Origin of the sequence: Massilia phyllostachyos (assembly GCF_021044825.1) — a bacterium.
In the GTDB taxonomy this organism is placed as follows: Bacteria; Pseudomonadota; Gammaproteobacteria; order Burkholderiales; family Burkholderiaceae_D; genus Telluria; species Telluria phyllostachyos.
In genome coordinates, this window is the sequence record NZ_JAJNOC010000001.1 from 650,644 (window position 1) to 677,444 (window position 26,801).

25 protein-coding genes and 1 pseudogene are annotated in these 26,801 nt (G+C 68.3%); 11 read left to right on the forward strand and 15 right to left on the reverse strand.

The features are described 5' to 3' along the window. Positions 1 to 343: 343 nt before the first annotated feature. Positions 344 to 841 carry a hypothetical protein gene (locus tag LQ564_RS02855; RefSeq protein ID WP_231056564.1) on the forward strand — a complete coding sequence of 166 codons (498 nt, stop codon included), beginning with the start codon at positions 344 to 346 and terminating at the stop codon, positions 839 to 841. A gap of 13 nt (positions 842 to 854) precedes the next feature. On the opposite strand, the gene LQ564_RS02860 is transcribed toward LQ564_RS02855, so the two are convergent. From LQ564_RS02860 to LQ564_RS02875, 4 genes are all read right to left on the reverse strand, one after another. Continuing rightward, on the reverse strand, positions 855 to 1,751 hold the full coding sequence (locus tag LQ564_RS02860) for an aspartyl protease family protein (RefSeq protein ID WP_231056565.1): 897 nt from the start codon (positions 1,749 to 1,751) through the stop codon (positions 855 to 857). 112 nt (positions 1,752 to 1,863) lie between these two features. Continuing rightward, positions 1,864 to 4,065, reverse strand: a complete 2,202-nt coding sequence (gene katG, locus LQ564_RS02865; RefSeq protein ID WP_231057358.1) for a catalase/peroxidase HPI — start codon at positions 4,063 to 4,065, stop codon at positions 1,864 to 1,866. Positions 4,066 to 4,207: 142 nt separating this feature from the next. Continuing rightward, positions 4,208 to 5,107, reverse strand: coding sequence for a pyridoxamine 5'-phosphate oxidase family protein (locus LQ564_RS02870; RefSeq protein WP_231056566.1), 900 nt, complete (start codon positions 5,105 to 5,107; stop codon positions 4,208 to 4,210). 4 nt (positions 5,108 to 5,111) lie between these two features. Further along, positions 5,112 to 5,717, reverse strand: coding sequence for a glutathione S-transferase family protein (locus tag LQ564_RS02875; RefSeq protein WP_231056567.1), 606 nt, complete (start codon positions 5,715 to 5,717; stop codon positions 5,112 to 5,114). A 98-nt stretch (positions 5,718 to 5,815) separates the two neighbouring features. Between LQ564_RS02875 and LQ564_RS02880 the strand changes: the two genes are divergently transcribed. The 8 genes from LQ564_RS02880 to LQ564_RS02915 all read left to right on the forward strand — a co-directional run bounded on the left by LQ564_RS02880 (position 5,816) and on the right by LQ564_RS02915 (position 12,148). Further along, positions 5,816 to 6,739, forward strand: coding sequence for a LysR family transcriptional regulator (locus LQ564_RS02880; protein WP_231056568.1), 924 nt, complete (start codon positions 5,816 to 5,818; stop codon positions 6,737 to 6,739). Between the two features lie 205 nt (positions 6,740 to 6,944). After that, entirely contained in the window at positions 6,945 to 7,169 is a 225-nt protein-coding gene (locus tag LQ564_RS02885) for an acyl carrier protein (RefSeq protein ID WP_231056569.1), read from the forward strand. 7 nt (positions 7,170 to 7,176) lie between these two features. Next, a complete protein-coding gene (locus LQ564_RS02890; protein WP_231056570.1) occupies positions 7,177 to 8,214 on the forward strand; it encodes a ketoacyl-ACP synthase III in 1,038 nt (345 codons plus the stop codon). After that, positions 8,211 to 8,966: an SDR family NAD(P)-dependent oxidoreductase gene (locus LQ564_RS02895; protein WP_231056571.1), complete on the forward strand. Its 756-nt coding sequence runs from the start codon at positions 8,211 to 8,213 to the stop codon at positions 8,964 to 8,966. Before LQ564_RS02890 ends, LQ564_RS02895 begins: the two co-directional genes overlap by 4 nt. An 11-nt stretch (positions 8,967 to 8,977) precedes the next feature. After that, a complete protein-coding gene (locus LQ564_RS02900; protein ID WP_231056572.1) occupies positions 8,978 to 9,721 on the forward strand; it encodes an SDR family NAD(P)-dependent oxidoreductase in 744 nt (247 codons plus the stop codon). Next, positions 9,712 to 10,365, forward strand: coding sequence for a PglD-related sugar-binding protein (locus LQ564_RS02905; protein ID WP_231056573.1), 654 nt, complete (start codon positions 9,712 to 9,714; stop codon positions 10,363 to 10,365). The genes LQ564_RS02900 and LQ564_RS02905 overlap by 10 nt, the downstream gene beginning before the upstream one ends. After that, complete coding sequence (locus LQ564_RS02910; protein ID WP_231056574.1) at positions 10,366 to 11,535, forward strand: aromatic ring-hydroxylating oxygenase subunit alpha; 1,170 nt, start codon at positions 10,366 to 10,368, stop codon at positions 11,533 to 11,535. Beyond that, positions 11,525 to 12,148 (forward strand): hypothetical protein, encoded by a 624-nt coding sequence (locus LQ564_RS02915; RefSeq protein WP_231056575.1) that lies wholly within the window; start codon positions 11,525 to 11,527, stop codon positions 12,146 to 12,148. Before LQ564_RS02910 ends, LQ564_RS02915 begins: the two co-directional genes overlap by 11 nt. A gap of 37 nt (positions 12,149 to 12,185) precedes the next feature. On the opposite strand, the gene LQ564_RS02920 is transcribed toward LQ564_RS02915, so the two are convergent. The 7 genes and pseudogenes from LQ564_RS02920 to LQ564_RS02950 all read right to left on the reverse strand — a co-directional run bounded on the left by LQ564_RS02920 (position 12,186) and on the right by LQ564_RS02950 (position 19,867). Further along, entirely contained in the window at positions 12,186 to 13,151 is a 966-nt protein-coding gene (locus LQ564_RS02920; protein WP_231056576.1) for a hypothetical protein, read from the reverse strand. Positions 13,152 to 13,153: 2 nt separating this feature from the next. Then, a complete protein-coding gene (locus LQ564_RS02925) occupies positions 13,154 to 13,813 on the reverse strand; it encodes a class I SAM-dependent methyltransferase (RefSeq protein ID WP_231056577.1) in 660 nt (219 codons plus the stop codon). Between the two features lie 28 nt (positions 13,814 to 13,841). Next, a complete protein-coding gene (locus LQ564_RS02930) occupies positions 13,842 to 15,077 on the reverse strand; it encodes an FkbM family methyltransferase (RefSeq protein WP_231056578.1) in 1,236 nt (411 codons plus the stop codon). 11 nt (positions 15,078 to 15,088) lie between these two features. After that, on the reverse strand, positions 15,089 to 16,228 hold the full coding sequence (locus tag LQ564_RS02935) for a DegT/DnrJ/EryC1/StrS family aminotransferase (protein WP_231057359.1): 1,140 nt from the start codon (positions 16,226 to 16,228) through the stop codon (positions 15,089 to 15,091). A gap of 138 nt (positions 16,229 to 16,366) precedes the next feature. Continuing rightward, positions 16,367 to 18,406 (reverse strand): annotated as a pseudogene (locus tag LQ564_RS02940) (tetratricopeptide repeat protein); the annotation flags it as partial. A 118-nt stretch (positions 18,407 to 18,524) separates the two neighbouring features. Continuing rightward, positions 18,525 to 18,866 (reverse strand): hypothetical protein, encoded by a 342-nt coding sequence (locus LQ564_RS02945; protein WP_231056579.1) that lies wholly within the window; start codon positions 18,864 to 18,866, stop codon positions 18,525 to 18,527. Between the two features lie 32 nt (positions 18,867 to 18,898). Then, positions 18,899 to 19,867: a ribonuclease Z gene (locus LQ564_RS02950; RefSeq protein WP_231056580.1), complete on the reverse strand. Its 969-nt coding sequence runs from the start codon at positions 19,865 to 19,867 to the stop codon at positions 18,899 to 18,901. A gap of 150 nt (positions 19,868 to 20,017) precedes the next feature. On the opposite strand from LQ564_RS02950, the gene LQ564_RS02955 reads away from it, so the two are divergent. Beyond that, positions 20,018 to 20,398 (forward strand): hypothetical protein, encoded by a 381-nt coding sequence (locus tag LQ564_RS02955; protein WP_231056581.1) that lies wholly within the window; start codon positions 20,018 to 20,020, stop codon positions 20,396 to 20,398. A 16-nt stretch (positions 20,399 to 20,414) separates the two neighbouring features. Here the strand turns inward: LQ564_RS02955 and LQ564_RS02960 are convergent, their stop codons facing one another. The 3 genes from LQ564_RS02960 to LQ564_RS02970 are packed head-to-tail and all read right to left on the reverse strand — an operon-like array spanning position 20,415 to position 22,191. Beyond that, positions 20,415 to 21,311 carry an NAD(P)/FAD-dependent oxidoreductase gene (locus LQ564_RS02960; RefSeq protein WP_231056582.1) on the reverse strand — a complete coding sequence of 299 codons (897 nt, stop codon included), beginning with the start codon at positions 21,309 to 21,311 and terminating at the stop codon, positions 20,415 to 20,417. Then, positions 21,292 to 21,762, reverse strand: a complete 471-nt coding sequence (locus tag LQ564_RS02965; RefSeq protein WP_231056583.1) for an Rrf2 family transcriptional regulator — start codon at positions 21,760 to 21,762, stop codon at positions 21,292 to 21,294. Before LQ564_RS02965 ends, LQ564_RS02960 begins: the two co-directional genes overlap by 20 nt. A 57-nt stretch (positions 21,763 to 21,819) precedes the next feature. Then, positions 21,820 to 22,191 carry a YbaN family protein gene (locus tag LQ564_RS02970; protein WP_231056584.1) on the reverse strand — a complete coding sequence of 124 codons (372 nt, stop codon included), beginning with the start codon at positions 22,189 to 22,191 and terminating at the stop codon, positions 21,820 to 21,822. 270 nt (positions 22,192 to 22,461) lie between these two features. Between LQ564_RS02970 and LQ564_RS02975 the strand changes: the two genes are divergently transcribed. Next, entirely contained in the window at positions 22,462 to 24,366 is a 1,905-nt protein-coding gene (locus LQ564_RS02975; protein WP_231056585.1) for a bifunctional diguanylate cyclase/phosphodiesterase, read from the forward strand. A 22-nt stretch (positions 24,367 to 24,388) separates the two neighbouring features. Here the strand turns inward: LQ564_RS02975 and LQ564_RS02980 are convergent, their stop codons facing one another. Beyond that, positions 24,389 to 26,674, reverse strand: coding sequence for a CHASE domain-containing protein (locus tag LQ564_RS02980; RefSeq protein ID WP_231056586.1), 2,286 nt, complete (start codon positions 26,672 to 26,674; stop codon positions 24,389 to 24,391). Positions 26,675 to 26,801 lie beyond the last annotated feature (127 nt).

Consider the following 26,801-nt stretch of genomic DNA (forward strand, 5'->3'; position numbering starts at 1 on the left):
GCGGGCGGACCGACAGGGCCGCCTGATGTGGCGTGACGTGTTCGATACGGTGTCAACGCCTGTTTCCATGCTGGATTGTCAAGGTTGCTCACCCGCTGCCCAACTGATCTGTAACGCGTACTCCGCACTTCAAATCGTCCAGTCAACACCGATACCGATGAGCCGAACCCATCCACCCGGTGCGTCGATATCGCCGCGTTCCCGGTATAGTCGGTCATCGAATCATATTGACAGGGAAAGGCTGGACATGAAAAAAATCTTCTGCTTGACTGCGATTGCACTCCTCAGCGCATGCTCGGACAAGGCGGCGCCACCCGCCGCGCCGAATGCGCCTGCCACGACCGTGGCTATTCCAGCATCGCCGGCGAGCGAGGCGCCGGTGCAGGCAGTTCCCGCGGCAACCCCTGCGCCGGCGCCGAATGCGCTGAGCGCCCAGGGCATCGGGGCGGTCCGCTTCGGCATGACCCTGGCGGAAGCGGAGGCGGCGGCCGGCAAGGCGACCTTGCCCGAGCCCTTCGATCCGGTCTGCAGCATGGTGCGTTTCGCGTCCTTGCCCAAGCTGCGCTTCATGCTGGAAGAGAACGTCGTGAAGCGGGCGGATGCCGAGGCCGGTGTCGAGAATGCCGTGGGCGTGGCGGTCGGCGACACGCTGGCGCAGGTGCGCGACAAGCACCCGGAAGCGCAAGTCAGCACGCACAAGTACGACAAGAACGGCCACTACGTGACCTTCCCGACCGCCGACGGCAAGGCCGCCATCATCCTGGAGGAATCCGGCGGCAAGGTGACCAAGGTGCGTGCCGGGTTGCAGCCGGCGGTGGCGTACGTCGAGACCTGCGGATAATCCCGGTCCTGACTCAGTCGCACAGTGCGATCGTTTTGCTGCGCTGGTCGATCATTACCGTGTAGCGTTGCAGGATGTGCGCGCCCACCAGCAGTTCCGGGAAGCGCTCCGATACGCGCACGTCGACGCCCGACAGGCTGGAAGAACCGAGCGTGACCGGTTGATCGAGGACGCCGCGTTTGGTGTCGATCCGTGTGTTGGTAAGCATTCCCTGACCGGCATCCCGCAGGGAAGCGCGCGACACCTTGTCGAACATCGCCTGCGGCATCACCAGGCCGACGTTCGCACCCGTGTCGAGATTGCCCTCGAGCTTGTTCCCGCCGATGGACACGGGGACGCGAAATGCCCGTTCATACTTCAGCACGTTGCTGCCCGTTGCAGCGAGCGACAGGGCAGGACTGAAGGACAGGGTCCTGGCCGGATAGTCGAGGATCAGGAGGCCGTCCGCGAAGAAGTCGCGTCCCAGGATGCCGTGGAATGCCGCTTCGGGTTTCATGCGGCTGCCGTAGTCGCGCGTGATCACCTCTAACGCTCGCCGGGACAGTCCGCCCAGTTCCACGGAATCGAGTAATACCGTGTCGACCGTGGTGGATTGCACGCCATCCGAACTGGCGCTCGCGCCGTGGATCGGCAAGCCCAGCGCGGCCACCAGCGTCTTGTCCGCACGGCCGAGTCCGCTCGCTCCCGTATCGACGGCGAACCTGAACGGACCGCGGCCGTTGACGCGGACTTGCACGTAGATGCGGCCATCGACGACGTCGAAAGGAAGGCGCGCGGTGAAATTGCTGGCCGGCGCCCTGGGCAGCGCGCAGGTTTGCGATGCCGGCGCCGGCTGGGCCGCCACGGCCATGGATGTAATCAGGCAGAACAGGCAAAGGATTGTGGATAAAAAGCGTGCATAGGCGAACATGGCGTCTCCCTGGAAGAAAACGCAAGTGTCCTGGCAAGCCTCCGCACGCGCCTCGGCTTTCCGACGAAACCGTGCAGGGAGCGACGAAACGCCGCTCCCTCCGCATACCGGGCTATGCCGCCATCTTTAACGCCCGCCTCGGATTGCGCCGCTGCAGCAGATCGAAGCGGTCCAGCATCATGACCTTGTCCCAGGCCGCCACGAAGTCGCGTACGAACCGTTCCTTGGCATCGTCGCTCGCATACACCTCGGCCAGTGCGCGCAGCTGCGAATGCGCGCCGAAGACCAGGTCGGCCGCCGTCGCCGTCCAGCGCACCGCCTCCGTCGCACGGTCGCTGCCCTCGTAGAGCTTCTCGCCCGACGTCGATGGCCGCCACGCCGTGCCCATGTCGAGCAGGTTGACGAAGAAGTCGTTGCTCAGGACGCCCGGCTGCGCGGTGAACACCCCGTGCGGCGCCTGGCCGTGGTTGGCGCCCAGCACGCGCAGGCCCCCGACCAGCACCGTCATCTGCGGCGCGGTCAGTTTCAGGAGGTTGGCGCGGTCGAGCAGGCGGGTTTCCGGCGGCAACGGGTCGTCCGGGCGGAAGAAGTTGCGGAAGCCGTCGCCCATCGGTTCGAGCACGTCGAAGATGGCTTCGTCGGTCTGTTCCTGGGAGGCGTCGGTGCGGCCCGGGACGAAGGGGACCGTGATCTGGACGCCTGCCCTGGCGGCTGCATCCTCGACCGCGGCGCAGCCGGCCAGCACGATCAGGTCGGCCAGCGAAATCTTCTTGCCGCCGGCTGCCGCGCCGTTGAATTGCTGCTGGATCTGTTCCAGCCCGGCCAGCACCTGCGCCAGGCGCGCCGGTTCGTTCGATTCCCAGTCCTTTTGCGGCGACAGCCGGATGCGGGCGCCGTTGGCGCCGCCGCGCTTGTCGGTGCCGCGGAAGCTCGCGGCCGCGTTCCAGGCGGTGGAGACCAGGTCGGCGGGGGCGATGCCGGATGCCAGGATGGTGCGCTTGAGGGCGGCGATGTCGTTCTCGTCGACCAGCGGATGGTCGACCGGCGGGACTGGATCCTGCCACAGCTGCGGCTCCGGCACCCAGGGGCCGAGGTAGCGCGACAGCGGGCCCATGTCGCGATGCAGGAGCTTGAACCAGGCCTTGGCGAAGGCATCGGCGAGCTCCTCGGGGTGTTCGTGGAAGCGCTTGGCGATCGGGCCGTAGACCGGGTCCATGCGCATCGACAGGTCGGTGGTCAGCATCATCGGCGGATGGCGCTTGGCGGCGTCGTGGGCGTCCGGCGCCAGGTCCTGCGGTTCCGGATTTTTCGGGGTCCATTGCTTGGCGCCGGCGGGGCTGGTGGTCAGTTCCCATTCGTACTTGAACAGGTTCTCCAGGAAGCCGTTGTCCCACTTGGTGGGGTTGGCGGTCCAGGCGCCTTCGAGGCCGCTGGTGATGGCGTGCGGGCCCTTGCCTGTACCGAACTTGTTCTTCCAGCCCAGGCCCTGGTCTTCGAGCGGCGCGCCTTCCGGTTCGGGGCCGACGTTGCCGACCGCCGGGGCGGCGCCATGGACCTTGCCGAAGGTGTGGCCGCCGACGATCAGGGCCACGGTTTCTTCGTCGTTCATGGCCATGCGCGCGAAGGTTTCGCGGATGTCGTGGCCGGCGGCCAGCGGGTCGGGGTTGCCGGCCGGGCCTTCGGGGTTCACGTAGATCAGACCCATCTGGACGTTGGCGAGCGGCTTGGCGAGCTGGCGTTCGCCGCTGTAGCGCTCGTCGCCGAGCCAGGTGTCTTCCGGGCCCCAGAAGATGTCTTCGGGTTCCCAGACGTCGGTGCGGCCGAAGCCGAAGCCGAAGGTCTTGAAGCCCATCGATTCCATGGCGACGTTACCGGCCAGGACCAGCAAATCGGCCCAGGACACGGACTGGCCGTATTTCTGCTTGACGGGCCAGAGCAGGCGGCGCGCCTTGTCGAGGTTGGCGTTATCGGGCCAGCTGTTGAGCGGCGCGAAGCGCTGCTGGCCTTCGCCGCCGCCGCCGCGGCCGTCGGCGATGCGGTAGGTGCCGGCCGCGTGCCAGCTCATGCGGATGAACAGGGGGCCGTAGTGGCCGTAGTCGGCCGGCCACCACTCCTGGGATTTCGTCATGACCTCGACCAGGTCGCGCTTCAGGGCCTCGGGGTCGAGCGCCTTGAACTGTTCGGCGTAGTCGAATTCTTCTTCGAGGGGACAGGACAGGTGGGAATGGGTGTGGAGTATGGAGAGGTCCAGCTGGTTGGGCCACCAGTCCTGGTTCCGGCGCGGCCGCCCGACTTTCGGGGTGGGCGCCGGCATTGCCGGGTTTTCGCTTTCGCTGACGCTGCGGGTATTGTCCTTGTCTGCCATGTCGGTCTCCATCGAATAGGGGCACAGTATTGGAGTGCTTCAGTCAACAGCGCGTTCAGCCTAAGCCAAAGTGATCGACACGACAATCAAATTAAATCAATGATGGCGATAAGTTTTCGCCAAGGGGAAATGCCCCACGGCGCAGCCAGCCGCGCGCGATGCGGAAGGTCCATTCGCGTTCCGCACGCACGTCCCGGGCCTGGTCGCCGACCTGCCAGTGCACCTCGGCCAGGCCCTGCAGCTGCAGGATGTCGCCGCTGCCGAAGTCGACCATCACCAGCGAGGCGCGCGGTTGCAGCAGCAGGTTGCCGAGCGTGTTGAAGTAGCGGTTGCCCCAGTAGTCGGGCACCGTCAGCACATTGCCGTCCAGGCGCAGGAAGCCGGCTTCGCCGCCGCGGTGCGAGATGTCGAGGCCGGCGCCATGCAGGGACGCGCCGCTCGAGGTGGCGACGAACATGGTGTCGCAGCGCGCGATCAGCGCGGCCGCGTCCGCGGGCAGTTCGGAGCCGAAGGTTTCTACCGGCTGCGCTTGCCGCGTGACGGGACCGAGCTGGCGCACGTGGATGTACTTCGGGCAGTTGCCGAACGATTCGTTCACATCGACCAGCAGACCACCGTCGCCGGCTCGTGCGATGACGCCGTTGACCCGGTTGCGCCGGCGCGTGGCGAGGTCGATGCCGAGCATGCCGATGGCGGCGCCATCCGTCACCAGGGCAAGCGCCGGATCGTCCGCATCGGGCAAGGCGTCGATGCGCAGCCGGCCGGGGTCGGGAGAAGCCACGAAGCCCGGTGCGCCATGCACCAGCGTCGCCAGCGGCCAGTCGCTCGCGTCCGCCACCCCCACGCAGAGGAAACGGAGCAGGGGAAAGAACTGCCGGTGCTGTTCCGGCATCCGGCTGCGGATCGGCGCGCCGGGCGGGCCGCCGCCGGCGAGTTGCTGGGCGCGCAGTTCGCCGGCGTGGAAGGGTTCGGGAATGCGGTCGTCCATCATGGTGTCAGTCCTCGGGCATGGCGACGAAATGGGGCAGGGCCTGGATGCGCGCGATCCAGTCCAGCACGTTCGGATAGGGATCGAGCGCGATGCCGCCCTCCGGCGCGTGCGCGATGTAGGCGTAGCAGGCGAGGTCGGCCAGGGTCGGCGCGGCGCCGGCGAGGTAATCGTCCGGGGCGAGCGCCACATCCATGAAGCCCAGTACCTTGTCCGCCAAACGGTGCGTCAGTTCCGGCGGCACGCCGGTGTCGTAGAAACGGGCCGAGATCCGCGCGCTCGCCGGGCCGAAGGCAATTTCTCCGGCTGCCAGCGAAAGCCAGCGCTGGACCCGGGCGGCGCCCACGGCGTCCTCGGGCAGCCAGCCGCTGTCCGGAGCGTAACGTTTGGCCAGGTAGACCAGGATGGCGTTGCTGTCGGCCAGCACCAGGCCGCCATCCTGCAGCACCGGGATCTGGCCGAGCGGATTCAGGCGCAGGAATTCGGCGCTCCGGCGCACCGCGGCCGAGGCATCGACGTGGCGGTAGGGCAGTTGCAGCAAGTGCAGGAACAAGGCCACGCGGTGGGTATGGCCGGAGAGCGCGGTGCCGTACAAGGTGAGGGTCGGGTTCATGTCTGCGAAGAGTTGGTGGGAGGTGCTTCATCGTAGGTACAAAAACACCATTGCGGAATGGGGCATAATGACAATTCATTCTTTCGAATTTCGCAACAATGGACCGACTGGACGAACTGCAGGTATTCCTCGCCATCCTCGACACCGGCAGCATGGCGGCGGCCGCGCATAAACTGCGGCGCTCGGCGTCGAGCGTGACCCGCGTCCTCGCGACGCTCGAGGAGCGGGTCGGCGCGCGCCTGTTCGAGCGCAGCACGCGCCGGCTGACGGCGACCAGCGAGGGGCTGGGCCTGGCCGACGGGGCGCGCCGCCTGCTGGCCGACTACGACGCGGCGATCCAGGAACATGGTTCCAGCGCACCGCGCGGCCTGCTGCGGGTGACCGCGCCGATGGTGTTCGGACGCCGGCACATGGCGCCGGTCGTCACCCGCTTCCTGATGCGCTATCCGGAAATCCAGGTCGACCTGGTGCTGGCCGACCGCAATGTCGACCTGATCGACAATGGTATCGATGTGGCCCTGCGGATCGGGGCGCTGGACGATTCCGGGCTGGTCGCGCGCCAGCTGGGGACGGTGCGCCGGGTGACGCTGGCCAGTCCCGCTTACCTGGAGCGGCGGGGCGAGCCGCGCAGGCCCGAGGAACTGGCCGGGCACGAGCTGATCCTGGGAACGGCCGTGCACGGCCTGGCGGAATGGCGCTATCGGACGGGCGAGCGGGAGCAGGTGGTGCGCTTCACGCCGCGCTTGCAGATGAACGACGTCGAGGGCGTGCTGCATGCGGCGCGCGAAGGGTTCGGGATTGCGCGGGCCCTGTCTTACCAGGCAGCGCCGGACCTGGAGGCGGGCACGCTGAAGCAGATCCTGGGCGCGTACGAGCCGGACCCGATCCCTGTGCAGCTGGTGTTTCCGAGTGGGCGGCATATGGCGCCGCGCTTGCGTGCCTTTGTAGATTTTTCGCTGGAGCAATTCGCGCAATTGGCGCTGATCGGCCAGGGTGGACGGGCATTCGGGCCGACGGCCTGACTGTCGAACGCGGCGCAGCCTGCCATCCTGCGAAGCGGCACACATCGCAGGCGTCCCATGGCGCTTCCTGCTGCAAACTGCCAAAATCCCCCTAGCTCATTCCCCGATACATTTGGTTTTGCTTTATAGTGCTTCCTCCAGTCAACGTCAGATAATCAAGGACATCTGATGTGATTTTTACCCAAGTAAACGAACCAAGGCAGCAATGGACACCCTCGATCAATTCGTCGAAAAATTCAAGAATGCCGTCGACTTCCAGGAAGAAGTCGAACTCAGCGGCGATACCAACCTGAAGGCCCTGGCGGAATGGGATTCATTGGCCGCCCTCGGCGTGATCATCATGTTCGACATGGAATACGGCAAGGCCATCACCGGCAAGGATCTGGTCCAGTGCCAGCTGGTCAGCGACGTCTACAAACTCATCGGCTGAGAACTCCATGGCACAGGCGACCATCCATAACGTCCGCTACGCAGGCATGGCGACCTGCGTGCCCAGGCGCGTGCTGTCGAACGTCGACGATTGCCCGCCGCAGATGCGTTCGGCGCGCGAACGCGTGGTGCGCAACATCGGCATCGAGACCCGCCGCATCTGCTCGGAATGGCAGTATTTCTCCGACCTGGCGTTCGACGCGACGGAGCGCCTGCTGGCCGAGCTGGAATGGGAGCGCGACGAGATCGACGCGCTGATCGTGGTGACCCAGTCGCCGGACTACCTGATCCCGGCCACCGCGATCATCCTGCAGGAGCGGCTCAAGCTCAAGCAGACCACCATCGCCTTCGACATCAACCTGGGCTGCTCGGCCTATGCCTTCGGCCTGCACGTGCTGGGGTCGATGATCGCGTCCGGCGGCATCAGGAAGGGTCTGCTGCTGGTGGGCGACAAGTCGGCCTCGGTGATCGAGCCGCTGTTCTCGGACGCCGGCACCGCCACCGCGCTCGAGTACGATCCGGATGCGCCGCCGATGTATTTCGACCTGAACAGCGACGGCAGCGGCTACCAGGCGATCATGCTGCCGGCCGGCGGCCATCGCGAGCCTTTCGCGACCCAGCACATGATCCCGACCAAGGACGAGGACGGCATCTGGCGCTATCCCGGCGCGCTGATCCTGGATGGTCCCGCGGTGCTGAGCTTCTCGACCCAGCGCGTGCCGCCGGCGGTGAAGAACCTGCTCGAGTATGCCGGCTGCGGCATCGACGACATCGACTACTTCATCTTCCACCAGGCCAACCGGATGATCAACGAGACCATCCGCAAGAAACTCGGACTGCCGGTGGAAAAGGTGCCGAGCACCTTGCAGGACTTCGGCAACACCAGCGGCGCGTCGCTGCCGGTGACGATGACGGCGCGCATCCGCGACGCGCTGCTGGCGAAGAAGAACCGGGTCCTGATGTCCGGCTTCGGCATCGGCCTGTCCTGGGGCAGCTGTATCGTCGACATCGAGAACGCGGTGTTCCCGGAGCTGGTCATATCGTGAGCGACGCGCCGTCGAACCCCTTCAGCCTCGAAGGGCGCCGGATCCTGGTGACCGGCGCGTCGTCGGGCATCGGCGAGGCCAGCGCCCGCATGTGCGCCAATATGGGCGCGACGGTCGTCGCCTGCGGCCGCGACACCGCGCGTCTCGAGGCGGTCGTGGCCGGCCTGGCCGGCAGCGGCCACCAGATGGTCGCCGGCGACCTCACCGATCCTGCCGCGCGCCATGCGCTGGTCGATGCCGTGCCGGCGCTGGACGGCTGCGTGTTCAGCGCCGGCGTGGTCGCGCTGGCGCCGATGCGGATGGCGTCGCAGCGCCACCTCGACGCCCTGTTCGCGGTGAACTACGACGCGCCGGTGCTGCTGACCCAGGCGCTGCTGGCCAAGCGCAAGCTGGCCCCTGGCGCCTCGCTGGTGTACCTGTCGGCGCTGGCCGAGCATACCGCGCCGTACGCCACCGGCGTGTATTCCGGCACCAAGGGCGCGCTCGAGTCGACCGTCCGCACCATCGCCTCCGAGGTCGCCAAGCAGGGCATGCGCGCCAACTGCGTCTCGCCCGGCTATGTCGCCACGCCCATGATGGATGGCCTGCAGAACGTCATGAACAGCGACAGCAAGATGGAGATGGCGGCGCTGGGCCCGATCGAGGCCGACGACGTCGCCGCCGGCATCGTGTACCTGCTGGCGCCGGCCAGCCGCTGGGTCTCGCGCGCCTCGCTGCCGATCGACGCCGGCCTGACCCTGCACCATCGATAGACGGATCGACCATGTTCCAGAATCCCTTCAGCCTGCACGGCAAGACCGTGCTCGTGACCGGCGCCTCGAGCGGCATCGGGCGCGCGGTCGCGGTCGAATGCGCGCGCGCCGGCGCCTGCCTGGTCATCACCGGCCGCGACCGGCCGCGCCTCGATGACACCCTGGCCCTGCTGGCCGCGCCGGCCGAGGGCGCGCACCAGGCGGTGACCGCCGACCTGACCGATGCCGGGCAGCTGGCGCAGCTGGTGGCCGCCGTCGGCCAGCTCGACGGCGTGGTGTTCGCCGCCGGCACCCACGGCACCTCGCCGGTGCGCATGTTCCGCCAGGCCCACCTGGAATCGGTGATGGCCACCAACTACATCGCGCCGGCCATGCTGACGCAGAAGCTGCTGTTCCAGAAGAAGCTGCGCAACGGGGCCTCGCTGGTCTACGTGTCGTCGATCTCGGTCCATACCGGCACCGTGGGCGTCGGTCCGTATTGCGCCTCGAAAGCGGCGCTGGAAGGCTTCATGCGCGCGCTGGCGCTGGAGGTCGCGCCGCGCGGCATGCGCGCCAACGCCCTGGCGCCAGGCCTGGTCGACACCCCGCTGGTATCCTGGGCCGAGGAGTGGTTCGCCGAGCAGGAAAAGAAGTACCCGCTCGGCCTGGGCAAACCGGAAGACGTGGCCTGGGGCGCGGTCTACCTGCTGGCCGACGCCAGCCGCAAGGTCACCGGCATCCACCTGCACCTCGACGGGGGCATCGTATGGACCTGAGCCCGGATCCGGCCTTGCGGCGCATCCTGGTCATCAGCGCGGGCGGTTTCGGCCGCACCATCCACGGCATGGTGCGCGACGATCCCGCCAGCGGCAAGGAATGGCGCATCGCCGGCTTCCTCGACAGCCGTCCCGAGATGGCCGGCAAGACCGCGCTGCCGATCGTCGGCGATCCGCTTACCTACCAGCGCCAGCCGGGCGAGGAATTCATCTGCGCGCTGGGCGACCCGCGCCAGCGCCGCCGCTTCGCCGCGCCACTGCTGGCGCAGGGCGCCGTGTTCATGAACCTGTGCACCGGCCTGATCGACTACGGCGGCCCGGTCATGGGCCAGGGCTGCATCTTCGAACAGCACGTGCGCACCGGCGTCGACCTGCGCATGGGCGACTTCGTGATCGTCCAGTCGACCACCATCATCGGCTACGAAGTGCGGATCGGCTCCTACGTGACGATCGGCAGCTTCGTCTTCGTCGGCGGCGGCGCCGAGATCGGCGACGACGTGATCATCCATCCGCACGCCACCATCCTGCCCGGCGTGAAGCTCGGCGCAGGCAGCGTGATCGGCGCGGGCAGCGTCGTCATCAAGGACGTGCCGCCCGGCGTCACCATGATGGGCAATCCCGCCCGGATCTTCCAGTTCAAGTAAATGCATACCCGGATACCGCCGCAAGCCTACATCGACCAGGAATGGTTCGAACGTGAGCGCGACCTGCTGTTCAAGCCGCTCTGGCAATTCATCGCGCCCAGGACGATGCTCGACAAGCCGAACGCCTTCGTCACCCGCACCCTGTTCGGGATGCCGATCGTGGTGCAGAACATGAAGGGCGAGCTGCGCGCCTTCGAAAACGTCTGCCCGCACCGCCAGAACCCGATCCAGCTGCAGCCGCATGGCGTGCGCCCGCTGTTCTGCGGCTACCACGGCTGGAGCTTCGGCCAGGACGGGGCGCCCGTGAACATCCCGTTCGAAGACACGATCTACCGCTTCACGCCGCAGGAAAAGGAGTGCCTGCACCTGCGTCGCTTCGCGCTCGAAACCGTGGGCAACCTGGTGTTCATCAACCTGTCGCCGCAGCCGCTGCCGATCGAGGAGCAGTTCGGCGCCGACTATCTCGCCTACCTGGCCAGCGCGTCGGAAGCCTTCGACAGCGAGGTGATCATGACCACCTACGATGCGCGCTTCAACTGGAAGCTGGTGTACGAAAACCTGCGCGACGCCAACCACGCGCGCTACGTGCACTCGCGCACCCTGTACCAGGAAACCCGCTTCCAGCCGGTCATCAACGAAGACAACCTGGCGCTGCTGCGCCGCATGGAACGGGCCGGCGACATCACCGACCGTGGCCAGGCGCTGGCGGCCCTGCGCTCCTTCAGCACCGGCGGGCGCGACGCGCCGCTGGAGCAGGAACCGGCGAATGCCTGGCACCCGCTGGTCGAGCGCTTCCGCGACCGCGACGGCGAGCACCATGACGACTATTACAACTGGCTGCCGTTCCCGAACATGCACATCGCGTCGGCCAACGGCGGCTATTCCTTCACCATCGAGCATCACATTCCGGTGTCGCCCGGCCGCACCGAGATGATCGTGTACTACATGACCGCGAAGAAGAAGCGGCCATATGCGGCGTCGGCGGCGGTGCTGCACGCGACCATGATGGGGGCGGACAAGGTGCTGCGCGAGGATATCGACGTCATGGAAGACATCCAGCGCACGCTGCATCCGGCCGCCTGCCACGCCAGCCTCGGCGAATACGAGTCCGAGAACGCGATCATCCATCACTGGTACATGAACCTCATGGAGGGGAAATTTGTCCTGTAAATTCGTGGTCGGCACGGGCGCCGCACTGGACTGGGCGATGGGCGCCTGGCGCGAAGCCGCGCCCGAACTGGAACTGGTGCCGCTGGCGATGACCTCGATCGCCGATGCCGCCGAGGTCGAGGCGCTGCTGGCGGGACGCGCGCTGGCCGGCGCGACCGCCTTCGTGACCTTCGACGCATTGCACCTGAATTTCGCGCGCCTGGAGCGCATGGGCGCCTTCCGCATGCACGGCCTGCGCATGCCGCCGCTGGTCTGCCGCGGCGCCATCATCAGCGACAGCGCGAAGATTTCCGAGAACAGCTACGTCGGGCCGGGCGCCATCGTCGGTCAGGGCGTCAAGGTCGGCTTCAATACCGTGATCGGCGCCGGCGCCCGCATCGGTCACGGCGCCAGCATCGGCAACTCCTGCTGGATCGAGGATGGCGTCGTGGTGGGACGCGCGGTGAAACTCGGCGCCCACGTCACGCTGGGCGGCGGGGTGGTGGTCGCCAACGAGGTCGAGATCGGCAAGCTGTGCGTGGTCGACAAGCCGATGCGGGTCGATGCCGACATCGCGGCCAGGACCTTCATCCAGGCGTCGCATGCCAATCCGATGGTGATCGTCGGCGAATAAGCCCTGCAGCCGGAGGCCGGCTTGCAGGGAGGTCGAATCAGGCGCCGAACAGCGCGGGCGTCAGGATCGCCGCCACCAGATTGCTGGCCGTCGTATCCGGCTGGCGCAGCAGGATGCGGTACTGGCGCCCCTGGCAGGCATCCGCGACGGCGACATAGTCGATGATCGAGCGCCGCATGAAGAACACAGCCGACAGCAGCGCGCCGGCCGGCAGGACCGGCGCCGTCGATCCGCTCAGCAGGATCGATCGCGGGTCCCGCGCCGCCTCATCGCGGGCGAAAGGCGCCAGGCAGTCGGACAGGCTGCGGCGATAGAACTCGGCGCGCCCGCCCAGGTCCGCCATGGCAGCCTCGCTCACGCTCACGGTGAACGATGCGTTCGCATCGTGATGCTTCAGCTTCAGGATGGCGTCGAGGAACAGGCGTGGCGTATCGAGCACGATCAGGTGCCTGAGCAGGCCTTGCCGGCCCAGATCGAGCAGGATCGTGAAGACCGCGCTGTCCGGCGTATCGTCCTGGTCGAAGCCGATCAGGTGGTGCCATTCCGAATGGCGGAAGACGCCGTCGAGCGTGGCGGCCAGCCTGCTCGATGCCGGGTCCAGGAAATGCTGGTCGAAGGGGCCGGGTGCAGGCCGGGTCTTGAGCTTCCTGATGTCGCTCGCCTTGATGCCCTCGACCGGCAGCTGCAACGCGTCCTGCCGGTCGTCGCCGATCAGGCGATCGAGGAAGGCCGGGATGCCGACGAGCGGGATGCCTTGCGCCGCGAAGAACGTGGCCAGCTCTTGTTGCAGCGCGGGATTGGCCGCCGTATCGAGGACGGTGTCGTCCGGCCCGACGGCCTCCCGGGCCGCCTCGAAGTCGAGCACGGGAATGCCCTCGATATCGTCGGGCACTTTTTTCGGGTACACGATGCCGGCCAGCGCCATGCCGTTCAGGCGCAGGAATTTCTTGAAATAGTTCTCATGCGGCTTCTGGAGCGACCACCCCGCAGCGAAGGTTTTCATAGTCATTTCTTCTGGAACTCGAAAAATAGGGTGTCGCCGGCCTCGAGGTCGAGCGGGCGCTGGTTGTCGATCTGGTAGGGATAGAACAGCCGCGCCACGCCGTCCTTGTAGGCCTGGCACGAGGTCGAAAACGCGGCGATCTCGGCCAGCCCGTAGCGTTCGGCGAGTGCGCGCACCTCGGCCGGCTGGAAATGCTTGTAGTGCCAGATGTAGCCGTCATAGGGCATGGTGTCCTGGTTCGGCGACGAGATGAACAGCCGCCCGCCCGGTTTCAGCGCTTTCGCCAGGGTCCAGAAGAAGGTCTCGAAGTCCTTGACGTGCTCGATCGACTCCAGGCTGGCGATGAAATCGAAGGCGGCCTCCGGCAATTCGAAGGGGAACAGCTTGTTCGCGAAGATCACATTGGACGCGTTCAGTTTCCGGTTCGCGAAATCGATCGCATCCTTCGAGCCGTCGATCGCGAGGATGGTCGCGTTCAGCCCTTGCGACATCAGCATCGCGCCGTAGCCGGAACCGCAGAACACGTCCGCGCCGAACAGGCTTCCCTCCTGTCCGGCCATGCGCTCGACCACGTATTGATAGCGCCACAGGTGGTCGCCGCCGATGAGCGTCAAGTCGAAGGACCCATAGCGCTCGCCGCTTTTCAGTGAATAGTCTTTCATTTCTCCGGGTTTTCCTTGGACCGATCGATCAGTAGAAGTACAGGCAGGTGTCCCAACGGTCTTCCGTGTGGTGGCGCAGGCCGATCCGGTAGTCCGGCGCGACCGTGTCGATGAAGGCGGGGATCCCCAGCAGGTCGGTGGAGCGGTGGTAGCCCGAGACCATCAGCTTGGGGCGGGCGTCGCGGATCACGCCGGCTGCGCCCTTCAATGCAGCCAGTTCGGAACCCTCGACGTCCATCTTGATGATGGTCGGCTTGTCGTCGACGATGTCGTCGACGCGCCGTACCCGCACGTAGTCGGCGCGCGGGACGTCGGGCGCCCCGCTTGCGGGCAGCACCGCGCTGCCATGGTTGCCCAGGTGCTGGAAGGGGACCTCGTCGTCATGCTCGCCGACGGCGCACTGGTGCAGCGTCAGCTTGGCGGCAATGTCGGTGCCGGCGTACTTCCTGAGAAGGACCTGCAGGCCGGCGATGTTCAGGCGGTCCGGCTCGATCATCCAGGAACGGTCGAAGCGTCCCTGGGTGGCGCTGTTCAGGGCATTGGTCGATTCGCCGACCGAGGCGCCGCAGTCGACCATCCTTTCGTGCGCCGAGAGCGAAAACAGGCCGCTGCGGAAGTACAGCGTCGGAATCGGACGGGCCACGCTCAGCAGCCATTCGGGATTGCCGGTCAGGTGGAAACCCAGCACGCCGTACAGGGTCTCGGCGGAATAGCGGTCGCCCATGCGCTGCGCCAGCTTGTGGTAGGACTGGACGTTCTCGCCGATCACGCTGCCCCAGTCGGCGACACGGTGGTCCAGGGTGTCGTTCAGGTCGAACGCGCGCGCGCCCTGCTCGAAGGTCATGCACGGGATGCCGTGGTTGCGGCACAGGTCGTCGAAGTAGCGCTTGGAGAAGTCCGCGCGGCAGGCGTTGATGGTGACGATGTCGGGATCCTGCCGGGCCATCGCCAGCAAGCCGTCGGTGGTCGTGATGTCGACGCCGTAGTACTGCTCGCCGCGGCGTGCGCGGAAGTCGTCGACTACCGCGAGGAGCTTGCCGCGCTGGCCGAGCGCGCTCATGAAGTTGGCGCCGAAGTGGCTGCGGCCCAGCATGACGATGGGGGTATCGGCGCCGCGGCGCGACAGGATCTCGCGGGCGCGTGCCGGTACGCAGAACAGCGGATCCTTGCGGTACAACTCGGCGGTGGCCAGGAAGGCGTCCTCGGGATCGAAGTTTCCGAGCCCGAGATGGGAGACGAGGGAATCGGTGGTGAAGGACTGCATGGGTGTTCCTTTCAGGAGGATTTGATCAGGCTGGCGATGCTGTCGATGGCGCCTGGTTCCAGCCCCGGATAGATCGGCAGGCACAGCACCTGGCGCGCCGCCGCCGCCGCCTGCGGCAGGTTCTCCGGCGCGGCCGAGGCAATCCCCTGGTACATGGGGAAGTCGCTGATCAATGGGTAGAAGTAACGGCGCGCATGGATGCCGGCGTCGCGCAGCTTCTGGTAGAGGCCGTCGCGTCCGAGCGGGTAGTCGTCGCCCACCAGGATCGGGAAGTAGCCGTCGTTCGCCTCGTGCACGGGGGCGGGCATGCAGCGCACGCCCGGCACGCCGGCCAGCAGGCGGCGGTAGTGCGCGGCGACGGCGCGCCGCTTGCCGATCGCGGCGTCGACGCCCTTGAGCTGCAGCAGTCCGCAGGCGGCGCTGACCTCGTTCATCTTGCCGTTGATGCCGGCGGCGACTACCGTTACTTCGTCGGCGATGCCGAAATTCTTCAGGTGGTCGATGTGCTGCTTCATCGCGGCGTCGCGGCAGACGATGGCGCCGCCCTCGAAGGTGTTGAAGACCTTGGTGGCATGGAAGCTGAGCACCGACAGGTCGCCGTGGCGCAGGATGCTGCGGCCGTCCTGGCGCACCCCGAAGGCGTGGGCGGCATCGTAGATCACCTTCAGGCCGTGCCTCTTGGCGATGGCCTCGATGCGCTCGACGTCGCAGGGATTGCCGTAGCAGTGCACCGGCATGATCGCCGTGGTGCGTGGCGTGATCGCGGCTTCGATGCGGGCCGGGTCGAGGTTGAAGGTGGCCGGGTCGATGTCGGCGAACACCGGCTGCAGGCCGTTCCACAGCAGGGCGTTGGCGGTGGCGACGAAGGAATAGGGCGTGGTGACGACCTCGCCGCCGATGCCGAGCGCCTGCAGCGCCGTCATCAGCGCGATGGTGCCGTTGGTGAACAGCGACACGTGCTCGACGCCCAGGTACTCGCACAGCGCCGCCTCGAACTGCTGGTGGAATTGCCCGCCATTGGTCAGGAACTTGCTGTCCCAGATCTGCTCGAGCGCGGCGACGAAGTCCTGCAGCGGCGGCAGTTCGGGCTGGGTCACGTAGATAGGGGGCGGCGCCGGCGCCGGGACGACCGGGTCGGCCACCGGTTCCATGTACAGCGGCGCCTCGAAGCTGGCCGTGGGCAGCCCGGCGCACCAGCGCCGCCACATCAGGCGCAGCGCATGCTCGACGCCGTCGGCCACCAGCACCATGTCCGTCGACGAAGCCGCCGGGAAGCGGCGGCGCATGTTGGCGCGCAGGACCGCCAGCGCTGGCAAGTCGGCGCAGGCGGCCAGGCCGCGCGCCACGAAATCGTCGGCGTCGTGGCCGATGAACTGGGGCAGGCGCTTGTGCTCGAGGATGCAGGCGCTCTGGCGCCCGGCGGCGGTGTCGCCGGCCAGGGTCAGCGTCGGCACGCCCATGTAAAGCGCATGCAGGGTGGTGGTGCCGCCCGAATACGGGAAGGTGTCGAGGTTGATGTCGACCGCATTGTGCAGGGCCAGGTAGTCGCGCATGCCGGTGCGCGGATGGCAGCGCACGCGCGCCCTGTCGATGCCTTCCTCCTCCAGCCAGGCCAGCAGCGCTTCCTGGCCGCCGCCTTCCGGCAGGCCCGCGACCAGCAGCCGGGAGGCAGGCAGGGCGCGCAGCAGGCGGCCCCACGCGGCCGCCACCTGGCGGCTGATCTTGCTGATCCGGTTGAAGCTGCCGAAAGTGACGTGGCCGTTCGCCAGTGCCGGCAGCGGGGCCAGGTCGGGCGCATCGGGCGCCGGCTGGAATGGCGCCGACGCCGGCAGGTGCACCAGCTTTTCGGTGAACAGGTGGTCGAACTGCCCGGGCGGCAGGATGTGGCGGTCGGTCAGGTAGTAATCCATCGCCGCCAGGCCGGTGCTGAACGGGTAGCCGATCCAGGTCGCCTGCAGCGGCGCCGGCTTGCGTGCGAACACGGGCAACCGGTTGTGCGCGGTGTGGCCGGCCAGGTCGATCAGGATGTCGATGCCGTCGGCGCGGATCGCCGCTGCCAGCGCGTCGTCATCCAGCTGTGCGGCGTCGACCCACCCGTCCATGTAGCCGCGCAGGCGTTCGCTCACCGCATCCCGGGCCGGATAGGTATAGTAGGCGTACAGCGCCACGCCCGGGCGGCCGCACAGCTGCCGCAGCACCGGTTCGATGAAGCTGGTCAGCGCGTGGTGGCGCAGGTCGCCCGACACGAAGCCGATGCGCAGGCGGCGTTCCGGCTCGCGGCCGTTGTCCCAGCCGCGCGGCGCGCCGAGACGTTCTTCCAGCCGGCGTCCGAAGGCGCGGTGGGCGGCGAACAGTTCGTCCGCGGCGACGCCCTCCATCTGGCTCATGCAGAACAGCATATTGCTGTGCGCATCCGTGAAGTCGGGCCGCTGCGCCAGCACCTTGCGGTAGGCCGCCACCGCCTCGGCCGCGCGGCCCTGGCGCGCCAGGATCGCGGCCAGGGTATTGCCGGCGTCGGCGTCGAGCGGATCGAGCGCCACGGCGCTGCGCGCGCTGGCCAGCGCGGCTTCCAGACGCCCCATTTCCATCAGGGTCACCGCCAGGTTGTTGTGCGCGCTGGCGCTGTCCGGCTGCAGGGATATCCCGCGCAGCAGCACCTGCTCGGCCTCGGCCAGGCGGCCGGCCAGTTTCAGCAGCATGCCGAAGTTGCTGACGGTCTCGGGGTCGTCCGGGCCGCGCTCGGCGGCGGCGCCCATGGCGGCGACCGCGGCGGCGATGTCGCCGCGCAGGTGGTGGATGGCGCCCAGCAGCTTGAAGCCGAAGGGATGCTGCGGATAGTTCGCGGCCAGCGCCTGCGCGGTGGCGTGGGCGGCGTCCAGCCGCCCCTGCGCGAACAGGTCGCTGGCGGCGTCGATCGCCTGCGCGTCCGGCGCCCCGGCCGCCGCCAGCTGGCGCGCGATCGCGTCCACCGCCTCGCCCTGCAGGCCATGATCGCGGCCCAGGTCGAGCACGGATCGGGCGGTGCCGAACTGGCGCGCCACGATCAGGGCGTCGAGATAGGCGAGCCAGTGCGCTTCCTCGCCCGGGTCGGCTTGCAGCGCGTCGGCGAAATGGGGGAGGGCCTGGTCGAGGCGGCCGGCCGCGCAGGCCAGCGCGGCCAGGCCGAAATGCGCGCCGGCGTGGTTCGGCACGAGGGTCAGGACCGCCTGGTACAGCGCACCGGCCTGCTCGCCGCGGCCGGCGCCGGCTTCCAGCCGGGCCGAGCGGATCGCTTCATCGGCCAGCCGCAGGGCTTCGTCGCTCGGGGATGACTGCGTGAATTCTTGCATGAAGTGCTAGCCTGCGAAGCGGGACGTCCAAGGGTATCGACGGCGTCGGATGCGCCTGTCGCATGCCGGCATGTTGCCCGGCGTTACTGCGACACAATAGAGCAAGGGCAGGCGAGGGTCAAGAATCGTCCGCCTCCTCGTCCGGGGCGGGGGCGGGGCGGGCGCCGCCGCGGCTCTTCAGCCAGTCGCGCCCGCCGTTGGCGAGGGCTTTCGCGATGACGTCGGCGGGCAGGCTGTAGACGGTGGCCCAGGTGGCGCGCCCGTCGGCGGCGTTGGACGGGAAGCTGGTGGTCTCGATCGGCCAGTGGTACTTGCGCTTCAGGGCGCGCACGATGGCGGCCAGGGTGATGCGGCCGCGCATCGGTTCGGCGCCCAGCTGGTCCTCGTTGGACAGCAGGACGGCGAGGACGGCGCCGCGCGCGGTCGTGGGGCCGGGGAAGAGGGGGGATTTTTTGGGCATGGGCGATTGTAGAGGATCGGAGGCTCTGCGGTTCATGCGGCAAGCCGCAGCACGCCATCCTTGCCCAGCTCATAGCGATCGAGATCGCGCGCCAGCGCCAGCGTGCCCTGGTAGTGTTCGCGCGCCTCGCGCTCGATGTCGTCCAGGCTCGGCGCGCCGTTCCCCGGCCGGTCCAGGTAGCGCGGGCTGAAGTGCGTCAGCACCAGGTTCGGCACCCCGGCCTCGCGGGCGAAGCGCGCCACCATGGCCGCCGAGCTGTGCTGCGGGCCCGGGCCGATCTTGTGCAGGATTTCCTCGGTATAGGTAGCTTCGTGCACCAGCAGGTCGGCGTCGCGCGCATCGATCGCCAGCAGCGAAGGCGTGTCGTTGTCGCCGCCGATGATCACCTTGCGCGGCTTGCGCGGCGGCGCCAGGTAGTCGGCGGCGGCGATGCGCCGGCCGTCGGGCAGGGTGACGTCGCGTCCTTGCTGGATCTCGCCCCAGGCCGGACCGGATGCCACGCCGCCGGCGCGCAGCCTGTCGCGGTCGAGGCGCCGTTCGACCGCGGCCTCGGTGAAGCTGTAGGCCCAGCAGTCGATGCGGTGCGACAGCTTGGTCGCGCGCACCTGCAGGTCGGGCAGCACCGCACGCTGCGGCAGCGCCTCGATCGCCACCCAGTCGAGCGCATAGGGCAGCTCCAGCTGGGTCCCCGCCATGATGCATTCGATCATGGCGCGCAGTGGCGCCGGGCCGACGATGACGAGCGGCTCGCGGCGGTTCAGCATGCCGGCCGTGGCCAGCAGGCCGGGCAGGCCGTAGCAGTGGTCGCCGTGCAGGTGGGTGATGAAGATGGCGCGCAGGCTCATCGGCGACAGGCCGGCGCGCTGCAGGCGGTGTTGCGTGCCTTCGGCGCAATCGACCAGCGACCAGGTCTTGGCGCCGCTGTTGCGGACCGCGATCGCCGTCATGTTGCGGCTCCGGGTGGGCACGCCGGAGGAAGTGCCGAGGAACTGGATTTCCATGGGATGGGGCTGCGATGACAATGCCCCATTATCACGCAATCGGCGAAATGTTTGATATTTCGCAAAGCGTATGCATTCCGCGTTTTGTCTGACGTGACAGGACGGCCGCCGTGGCGCGGCTGCCACCGTCATCGACTACGAGGAGGTGTCATGGGTACTTCAACGATGCTGATCGCGGCAGCATGCCTGCTGGCCGCGCCGATTTCATCCGCTGCCGAGTGCAGCGGCAGGGTCTCGCGCGCCGCGCTGACCGATACCGGGCGCCAGGCGGGCGCCTCGGTGCTGGCCGGCACCGACATCCGCGGCATGTACACGCTGTCCAACGGGCAGCGCCTGAAGCTGGTCGATTACTACGGCGACCTGGTCGCCGTGTTCGAGCAGCGCCGGCCGGTGCGGCTGGAGGAGGTGGGCGTCAACCGCTTCGCCTCGCGCGAGCGCGACGTCGAGGTGAGCTGGGAGCCGCACAACGACCTCATCCGTCTGCAATACCCGGCCGATGGCACGGGCCGGCTGCAGCGCGCCTGCGACTAGCGCAGCCGACGCAACTTCAGCCGAACATCAGCGACTGGTGCGCGCCGGCGCCGGCGATGGCGCCGTCGGCCACCGCGATCGCGACATTGCCGGCCGCCCGCGCCGCGTCGCCGCCCGCGTACACCCCCGGCACGCTGGTCTGCTTGCGCTCGTCGGTGCGGATGAAGCGCCCCAACGGGCCGTCGTCGAAAGCGCAGCCGAGGCGCTCGGCCAGCGGGCTGGCCATGTGGGTGCGGCCGTAGGTGAACAGGCCCGCCATCGGCAGCCGGCGGCCATCGAGCAGCACCACGGTGGCGGCGTCCTCGATGCGCGCGACCAGGGTCTCTTCGATGGCGGCCACGCCGCGCGCCGCCATCGCCGCGCGCTGTTCCTCGTTCGGCGTGAAATTGCCGTTGGTGAACAGGGTCACGCGGCCCCAGTCCGGCAGCATCATGGCCTGGTGGAAGGATAGTTCGCCCGTCGCGAGGATGCCGATCGCGCCCTCCTGCAGCTCGTAGCCGTGGCAGTAGGGACAGTGGAACACGCTGCGGCCCCAGCGCTCGGCCAGGCCCTCCACCGGCGGCAGCTCGTCGCGCACGCCGGTGGCGAGCACCAGGCGGCGGCCGTGCACGGCGGGCGCGCCCTCGAGTTCGACGACGAAGCCCTCGCCCTCGGCGCGCGCGTCCAGCGCCGCGCCCTGGTGCCAGCTGACGTTCGGATAGGCGGCGACATCGTCCCGGCCGGCCTGCGCGATGGCGGCGGCGCCCTGGCCGTCGCGGCCGAGGAAGCCGTGCGACTCCCGGGCGAAGCGGTTGCGGCGCTGGCCGGCGTCGACGACCAGCACGCGGCGGCGCGCGCGCGCCAGTTGCAGGGCGGCTGACAGGCCGGCGTAGCTGCCGCCAACGACGATGGCGTCAAAGTTCGGGGTGGTCATGGTGGGGGCCTCCGTGTTGTGCAAGGTGATGGTCGTATTTGCGGTTGAACTCGGCCGACAGGTCGGCCAGGCTCACGTGCCCGAGACGGCGCATGAGCAGGGCTTCGGCTTCGTCGAAGGCTTCGCCGAGCGAAGCGTTGACCACCTGTTCGACCAGGCAGCCGGGCGACTCGGTCCGGTTGCCCATGGCGAAGAAGGGCGGGGCGCCGACCGCTTCGTAGATGTCGCGCAGCGTGACTTGCGCCAGGTCGCAGGTGATGCTCCAGCCGCCGCCGTGGCCGCGGTTCGAACTGATATAGCCGCGCTCGCGCAGGCCGGCCAGCACGCGCCGCACCAGCACCGGGTTGGTGTCGAGGAAGCGCGCCATGTCTTCCGAGGTCATCGGATGGTCGCTGTGGGCCAAGTGCAGCAGCACGTGGAGCACCGAGGATAGTTTGCTGTCGCGTCTCATGTAACTCATGATATTACAAATTTGGCCGGCCGTGTGCGCGGACATGCGAAAACGGGATCAGCGCGGCGGCAGGCGCAGGGTCGGCAACACGCGCCACATGTAGTAGCTGACGCAGGCGCCGGTCAACCCCAGCAGCGCCGGCGCCAGCATGCCCTCGAAGCGGCGCATGCCCATCAGGAGCGAACCCCATAGCATCACGGTCGCCACGATCTTGGCGCGCAGCGGGATGCCGCGCCCGGCCTCGACATTGCGCAGGTACTCGCCGAACACGCGGTGCGACAGCAGCCAGCCGTGCAGGCGATCGGAACCGCGCGCGAAGCACCAGGAGGCCAGCAGCAGGAAGGGCGTGGTCGGCAGCAGGGGCAGGAAGATGCCGAGGATGCCGAGCAGCACGGCGATCACGCCAGCCAGGTTGTACAGGGATTTCATGATGTCACTCTAGCATGCGGGCCGACGTGCGGCTGAAGAGGCGGGCATGAAAGAATATTTCATGAGAGGCTTGCGAATGAAACAATATTTCATCGTTGTGAAATGGCAGCGATGAGTAATCAATTTCAGCAAATTAAAAGGCAACACTAAGTTCCACAAGGAAACAAGCGGTATAATCGTGTCAAATTTGACGGGCGCGATTCATGAATGAACAGGCGCGAGCATGACGCCCGGCTCCGCCTCATTGCCAAGTGCCGCGTTTCGCCGTCCATGTTTCCATCCACGACTTCCTCTTCAAGCGCTTCAACCCGACGCAGCCGGCGCCCGGGCGACTTCTTCCGCCCGCGCGTGCTGCGCGACCTTGCCATCTACCTGGCCTGCATGCTGCCCATCGTCTGGGGCCTGGTGGCGGTGGAGCAGACGCGCTTCACCGCGCTGGCCGAAACCGCTACCCGGCGCGACCTGCGCAATTACGCGAGGGTGTGCACCGAGGAAGTGCGCGCCACCGTCGGCATCGTCGACCTGTCGCTGCTGCAGCTGCGCTCGACCTGGCTGCGCGACCGCGACGGCTTCGCCCTGACGGTGGGCGAGCATGCGCACTACCTGCGAAACCGGGTCCCGATGGTAATCACCGTCGTCGATGCGGCGGGGCGGCTGGTGTACACCAACGCAGGGCCGTCGCACGCGGGACGCGACCTGAGCGCCTACGCTGCCTATCGAACCCACCTCGAGACAAAAGAGGATCGTTTCTACAGCGGACATCTGGTCGAGTCTCCGCTGACCCATGCCTGGGCAATCCAGTTCAGCCGCCCGATCCGCGGCAAGGGGGGGCGCCTGCTGGGCGTGATCGTGGCCGCCGTGTCGCCCGACTACTTCGTGCGATTCTATGACGACATCGATTTGGGGCCGAGCGGGTCGGTGTCCCTCCTGAGCGTCGACGGCGTCCTGCTGGCGCGCAGCACCCGGAACGACCGCCACCGCGGCATCGGCAGCGTCCTGCAGGACAATCCGTACAGCGAGTCCAGCCTGCTCACGGGTAGCTTCCGACGCAGCAGCCAGATCGACCGCGTCGAGCGCTACTTCGCCTGGAACAAGCTGCCCGAGTACGGGATGGTGGTGACGGTCGGCCAGGCCGTGCAGGACGCCGGAGCGCGCTATGCGCAGCAGCGCGACGTACTGTCCGGGATCGGCGGCGGCGTGTCGCTGCTGCTGGCATTGCTGGGCTGGGCCGCGCTGGCCGCCACCGACCGCCGCCGGCGCGCCCTGAAGGCGCTGGCCGCCGCCGAGACGCGCTGGAAGCTGGCCCTGAACGCGGCCGGCGACGGCGTCTGGGATTGCGACGTGGTCACCGGCCTGGCGACGCTGTCCTCGCGCGCCCAGCTGATCCTCGACACCGACCGCGCCGTGCTCTCCTGGTACGGCAGCGCGCTCGACGGCATCGTCCATCCGGACGAGCTGCCGGAACTGCGCAGCGCCCTGCGCAGCCACCTGGCGGGACGCAGCGCCGACTTCGCGGCCGAATTCCGGGTGCGCATGCGGCGCGGCGACTGGAGCTGGATCGAAGCGCGCGGCACCGTCAGCGAGCGCGACGAACTGGGCCAGCCGCTGCGCATGGTCGGCACCTTCTCCAACATCGACGTGCGCAAGAACGAGGAGGCGCGCATGCGCCGCATGGCGCACGAGGACGCGCTGACCGGCCTGCCGAACCGGGTGCTGCTGGGAGACCGCCTGCGCCAGGCGATCCGCAGCGCCGGCCGCGACGGCCACAAGGTGGCGGTGGTCTACTTCGACCTCGACCGCTTCAAGCCGGTCAACGACACCCACGGCCACGCGGTAGGCGACCGCCTGCTGCAACTGGTGGCGCGCCGCCTGCGCGCCGGCCTGCGCGAGTCCGACACCCTGGCGCGCGTCGGCGGCGACGAATTCGTCGTGCTGCTGCCGCGCTGCGCCGGCAGCGAGGACGCGGCCACGGTGGCCGACAACATCCTGGCCCAGCTCAACCAGCCTTTCGAGGACGGCGAGCTGACCCACCGCATCTCGGGCAGCCTGGGCATCGCGCTCTACCCGGACGATGGGCTGGACGGCGACAGCCTGCTGCGCAGCGCCGACCTGGCCATGTACGACGCCAAGTCGCACGGGCGCAACCGCGTAGAAAGCCACCGCAGCGAACCGTAGGGTGGGCGAGGGATCGCCCACCCTACGGTTGCGCGGCCGTGTCTTCCGTTACGGCGCGCGGTGCGACCGCCACATGGCGCGGCAGGTAAATCGTCACCGTCGTGCCTTCGCCCGGCACGCTCGCGATGCGGATATCGCCGCCGCTCTGGCGCGCGAAGCCATGCGCCATCGACAGGCCGAGGCCCGTGCCCTTGCCCTCGGGCTTGGTGGTGAAGAAGGGTTCGAACACGCGCTCCATCACTTCGGGCGGCATGCCGTGGCCGCTGTCGGCCACCGCCACCGTGACGTAGTCGCCGGGCGCCAGCTCCGGGTCGTCCTCGACGTGCACGTTGTCGAGCACCAGGCGCACGCGGCCGGCGCCGTCCATCGCGTCGCGCGCGTTGATGACGAGGTTCAGCAGCACGTTTTCCAGCTGGTTCGGGTCGGCCAGGGTCGGCCACAGCACGGGCGGGCTGCTGCGCTCGATGGTGACGGCGTCGCCGGCGGCGCGCTGCACCAGGCTGTCCATGCGCGCCAACAGGGCGTCGACGTGGACTTCGCTCGGGTGCAGCGGCTGGCGGCGGGCAAAGGCGAGCAGCTGGCCGGCCAGCTTGGCGCCGCGCTCGACCGCGTCGAGGATGCTGAGCAGGCGCTTGCGCACGCCGTCGTCGATGCGGCCGGCGCGCAGCATCAGCTGCACGTTGGCGCTGATGATGTGCAGGATGTTGTTGAAGTCGTGCGCCACGCCGCCGGTGAGCTTGCCGACCGCTTCCAGCTTCTGGGCCCGCGCCAGCGCCTGGCGCGCCTCGACCAGGCGCTGCTGGCGCTGCTGTTCGCGCAGCAAGGCTTCGCGCCGCGCGCTGATGTCGCGCACGAAGATGGTGGCGCCGAACGAGGCGCCGATCGGCAGCACTGCCCCGCTCAGTTCGACGGGAATGCGGCGGCCCGCGCGGTCGATCACGTCGAGCTCGGTGGGGCCGCCCAGCAGGGGACAAGGTTCGCCGGCGAGGAAGCGCGCGAATCCGTCGCGGAAGGCGGCGCGGGCGTCAGGCGGCAGCAGCTCTTCCACGCCGCGCCCGATGGCTTCCTCCGCGCTCCAGCCGAACAGGCCCGCGGCCCGGGCGTTCCAGTCGGTGATGCGGGCGCCGGCGTCGACCGCGAGGAAGGCGTCGTGGGTGTGCTCGAGGATGACCTGGATGCGCTGGCGCTCGGCCGCGACCTGGTCGTGCGACTGGCGCAGCTCGAGGGTCATGGCGCGCGCCAGCAGCAGGGCGCGGCGGCGCGAGCTGGCCAGCAGCCAGACCACCAGGCTCAACAGCACGCTCAGGCTGATGCCGGTGAGCGCGACCAGGCGCGGGCGGGTGCTGTCGACGCTTTCTTCGAGCGCGGGGCTGGAGCGCATGCTGACGGTCCAGGTGCGCCCGCCCGGCATGATCTGGGCGCTGGCCTTCAGGCGCGGAACGCGCGCCGGCTCGGCATGCGTGGAGCGGTACAGCAGGGTGGCCTCGCCTTGCGGGTCGCCGTCGTGGATCTCGATCTCGAGGTCGGCCGAGTGGGCGCCGCCCAGGCCGCGCATCAGGTCGTCCATGCGGAAGGGCGCGTAGACCCAGCCGGCGAGGGCGGCGCGGCGCTGTTCGACCGTGCCGGCCAGCTGTCCGGCGCGGTAGACCGGCAGGTACATCAGGGCGCCCGACTGCGGCGCGGCGGCGGCCCCGTGCGGGCCCTCCTGCACCAGCACCACCTTGCCGCTCAGGGCCGCGCGGCCGCTGTCGCGCGCGCCTTCCATCGCGGCGCGCCGCACCGGCTCGCTGAACATGTCGAAGCCGAAGGCGCGCAGGTTGCGCCCGCCGAATGGTTCGATATGCGTGATCGCGGTCAGCAAGGGGCGTTCGCCGGGCGGCGTCACGCGGTAATCGGGAAAACCTGCGCGCCGAACCGCCGCTTCGTGCGCGGCCAGCTGTCCGGGTGCGATCACGGTGGCGATGCCGAGCGCCTCCATGCCGGGGAAGGATTGCTGCAGGCCCAGCACCCGGTAGTACTCGGCCCAGTCGCGCCGCTCGAGCGCCACCGAGCCGCGCAGGTAGCCGCGCGCGCCGCGCAGCACCTCTTCGTAGACCGCCATGCGGCGGCTGATCGACGACACCATGTCGCGGGTGCGGTAATCGAAGGTTTCCAGCAGCCGCGCCTCGACGGCCTGCCTGGCGCCGCTCCAGGTGAAGAACGTGACCAAGAGGGTGACCAGGCATACCAGCATGGCCAGCAGCAGCGGCAGATGCCCTGATTCGGGCGGCGTGCTGCGGCTGGCGGAAGAAGGCTGGGAAAGCGGCATGGTTCGGGGCGCGCGGCGGCGCCTTGGCGGCGGCGAGTTGATCGGGATCGAAAACGCGCACAAACGTGTAGCATACGCATCCTTGCCCTGTCGGGGCGCACGCCACTTTGCGCATTTGGCAACGGCA

Coding starts and splice junctions, on each gene's coding strand:
- LQ564_RS02975 (WP_231056585.1), top strand. CDS start 22,462: ATGTTTCCATCCACGACTTCCTCTTCAAGCGCTTCAACCCGACGCAGC.
- LQ564_RS02860 (WP_231056565.1), bottom strand. CDS start 1,751: ATGTTCGCCTATGCACGCTTTTTATCCACAATCCTTTGCCTGTTCTGC.
- katG (WP_231057358.1), bottom strand. CDS start 4,065: ATGCCGGCGCCCACCCCGAAAGTCGGGCGGCCGCGCCGGAACCAGGAC.
- LQ564_RS02920 (WP_231056576.1), bottom strand. CDS start 13,151: ATGAAAACCTTCGCTGCGGGGTGGTCGCTCCAGAAGCCGCATGAGAAC.
- LQ564_RS02870 (WP_231056566.1), bottom strand. CDS start 5,107: ATGATGGACGACCGCATTCCCGAACCCTTCCACGCCGGCGAACTGCGC.
- LQ564_RS02965 (WP_231056583.1), bottom strand. CDS start 21,762: ATGAGACGCGACAGCAAACTATCCTCGGTGCTCCACGTGCTGCTGCAC.
- LQ564_RS02935 (WP_231057359.1), bottom strand. CDS start 16,228: ATGGAACCGGTGGCCGACCCGGTCGTCCCGGCGCCGGCGCCGCCCCCT.
- LQ564_RS02875 (WP_231056567.1), bottom strand. CDS start 5,717: ATGAACCCGACCCTCACCTTGTACGGCACCGCGCTCTCCGGCCATACC.
- LQ564_RS02910 (WP_231056574.1), top strand. CDS start 10,366: ATGCATACCCGGATACCGCCGCAAGCCTACATCGACCAGGAATGGTTC.
- LQ564_RS02945 (WP_231056579.1), bottom strand. CDS start 18,866: ATGCCCAAAAAATCCCCCCTCTTCCCCGGCCCCACGACCGCGCGCGGC.
- LQ564_RS02900 (WP_231056572.1), top strand. CDS start 8,978: ATGTTCCAGAATCCCTTCAGCCTGCACGGCAAGACCGTGCTCGTGACC.
- LQ564_RS02950 (WP_231056580.1), bottom strand. CDS start 19,867: ATGGAAATCCAGTTCCTCGGCACTTCCTCCGGCGTGCCCACCCGGAGC.
- LQ564_RS02905 (WP_231056573.1), top strand. CDS start 9,712: ATGGACCTGAGCCCGGATCCGGCCTTGCGGCGCATCCTGGTCATCAGC.
- LQ564_RS02890 (WP_231056570.1), top strand. CDS start 7,177: ATGGCACAGGCGACCATCCATAACGTCCGCTACGCAGGCATGGCGACC.
- LQ564_RS02930 (WP_231056578.1), bottom strand. CDS start 15,077: ATGCAGTCCTTCACCACCGATTCCCTCGTCTCCCATCTCGGGCTCGGA.
- LQ564_RS02980 (WP_231056586.1), bottom strand. CDS start 26,674: ATGCCGCTTTCCCAGCCTTCTTCCGCCAGCCGCAGCACGCCGCCCGAA.
- LQ564_RS02960 (WP_231056582.1), bottom strand. CDS start 21,311: ATGACCACCCCGAACTTTGACGCCATCGTCGTTGGCGGCAGCTACGCC.
- LQ564_RS02880 (WP_231056568.1), top strand. CDS start 5,816: ATGGACCGACTGGACGAACTGCAGGTATTCCTCGCCATCCTCGACACC.
- LQ564_RS02925 (WP_231056577.1), bottom strand. CDS start 13,813: ATGAAAGACTATTCACTGAAAAGCGGCGAGCGCTATGGGTCCTTCGAC.
- LQ564_RS02955 (WP_231056581.1), top strand. CDS start 20,018: ATGGGTACTTCAACGATGCTGATCGCGGCAGCATGCCTGCTGGCCGCG.
- LQ564_RS02970 (WP_231056584.1), bottom strand. CDS start 22,191: ATGAAATCCCTGTACAACCTGGCTGGCGTGATCGCCGTGCTGCTCGGC.
- LQ564_RS02885 (WP_231056569.1), top strand. CDS start 6,945: ATGGACACCCTCGATCAATTCGTCGAAAAATTCAAGAATGCCGTCGAC.